A 1,688-nucleotide genomic window follows, 5' to 3' on the forward strand; every position below is an offset into this window, starting at 1 on the left:
GCCTAGCCCGGGCGTTGCAGTAACGATGTGATCGCGGGGGTCCGACACGTGTCGTAGATGTAGAGAAGTGCCTTGCCTGCAAGGGATTCTGTACTTGTCTAAGGTTCAGAATGGTCCGAGCGGGAAGGCACTTCGTAGGTGCAGAATACAACGAGGCGTCCGGTGGTCACGGTGACGGCCGATGGGCGGGGTGTCGCGTCGCATGCCGGGTCGCGGCTGCTCGCGGATCTGGCCGAGGTGACCGGTGTGCCGCAGGCCTTCGGCGCGGCGCTGGGTGGGTTGCGGCAGCGCCGCTCGAGACATGATCCGGGGCGGGTCCTGGCCGATGTCGCGGTGATGCTCGCCGACGGTGGCGAGGCGATCTCGGACCTGGCCGTCTTGCGGGACCAGCCGGAGTTGTTCGGCTCGGTCGCATCGACCGCCACGGCGTGGCGGGTCCTGGTCAGTATCGATAAGGCCGCCTTGGGCCGGTTGCGGCAGGCGCGTGCGGCGGCCCGGGAACGTGCCTGGCTGGCGCGGAGCGAACTCGGGCGGGCGTTGCCGGCCGCGAGGGCGGGTGGGCGTGTGCTGCCCGGCCTGGTCATCGATGTCGACGCCAGCCTGGTGACCTGTCACAGCGAGAAAGAGTCGGCCGCGGCCACGTTCAAGGGCGGCTTCGGGTATCACCCGCTGCTGGCCTTCCTGGACAACACCGGTGAAGCACTGGCCGGGCTGCTGCGCCCAGGCAACGCCGGCAGCAACACCGCGGCCGACCACATCACCGTGACCGATCTGGCGCTGGCTCAGATCCCCGACACGCAACGGTACGGCTGCTCGATCCTGGTCCGAGCCGATGGTGCCGGCGCGACCAGAGACTGGCTCACGTATCTGCGCGGGCTGCGCGACCAGGACCTGGACGTGGAGTTCTCAGTCGGGTTCACGATGACCCGCGCGGTCGAGACCGCGATCGACGCACTCCCCAAGACAGCATGGACGCCCGCGATCGAAGCCGACGGGTCGGTGCGTGCCGGCGCCGATGTCGCCGAGATCACCGGTTTCCTGGACGGCCTGACCGCTGCGGGGTGGCCGACTGGGATGCGGGTGATCGTGCGCCGTGAACGTCCTCATCCCGGCGCCCAGTTATCGCTGTTCGATCAGCGTGACGGGCTGCGCTACCAGGCCTTCGCGACCGACACGCCCCGCGGCCAGCTCGCGCATCTCGAGGCCCGACACCGCGCCCACGCACGCGTCGAAGACCGGATCAGACAAGCCAAGGACACCGGCATCGGCCGATTCCCCTCCCGGCTGTTCGCGCTCAACGCCGCCTGGCTCGAGTTGGCCCTGACCGCGATCGACCTCATCACCTGGACCCAGGATCTGCTCCTCGACGGCGACCTGGCCACCTGCGAACCAAAAGCCCTGCGCTACCGGCTCCTGCACACCGCCGCCCGCATCACCCGAGGCCAACGCCGCACCTACCTCCGACTGGCCCAGCGCTGGACCTGGGCCCGCGACCTGGCCGCCGCGTTCACCCGCCTCGCACTGATCCCGCACCCCATACCCACCTGAACGCCAACCCCTGCCCACCCACAACCAAAGGACAAACGGAACAGCCGGCAAGCCGGCCGATCCCTCACGCCCACCGACCACCCGCAACCTTCGGCCCGTCCGTGCCACGGACCAACGGCTTACTGAAAGACCGGGGCTAG

The 1,688-nt window shown here is 69.0% G+C and carries 1 protein-coding gene; it reads left to right on the plus strand.

The features are described from left to right. The first annotated feature begins 138 nt into the window (after positions 1-138). Positions 139-1,548: an IS1380 family transposase gene (locus E0H73_RS45570; protein ID WP_131367561.1), complete on the plus strand. Its 1,410-nt coding sequence runs from the start codon at positions 139-141 to the stop codon at positions 1,546-1,548. Positions 1,549-1,688: the final 140 nt, after the last annotated feature.

Source organism: Kribbella pittospori (assembly GCF_004331465.1).
Classification (GTDB): Bacteria; Actinomycetota; Actinomycetes; order Propionibacteriales; family Kribbellaceae; genus Kribbella; species Kribbella pittospori.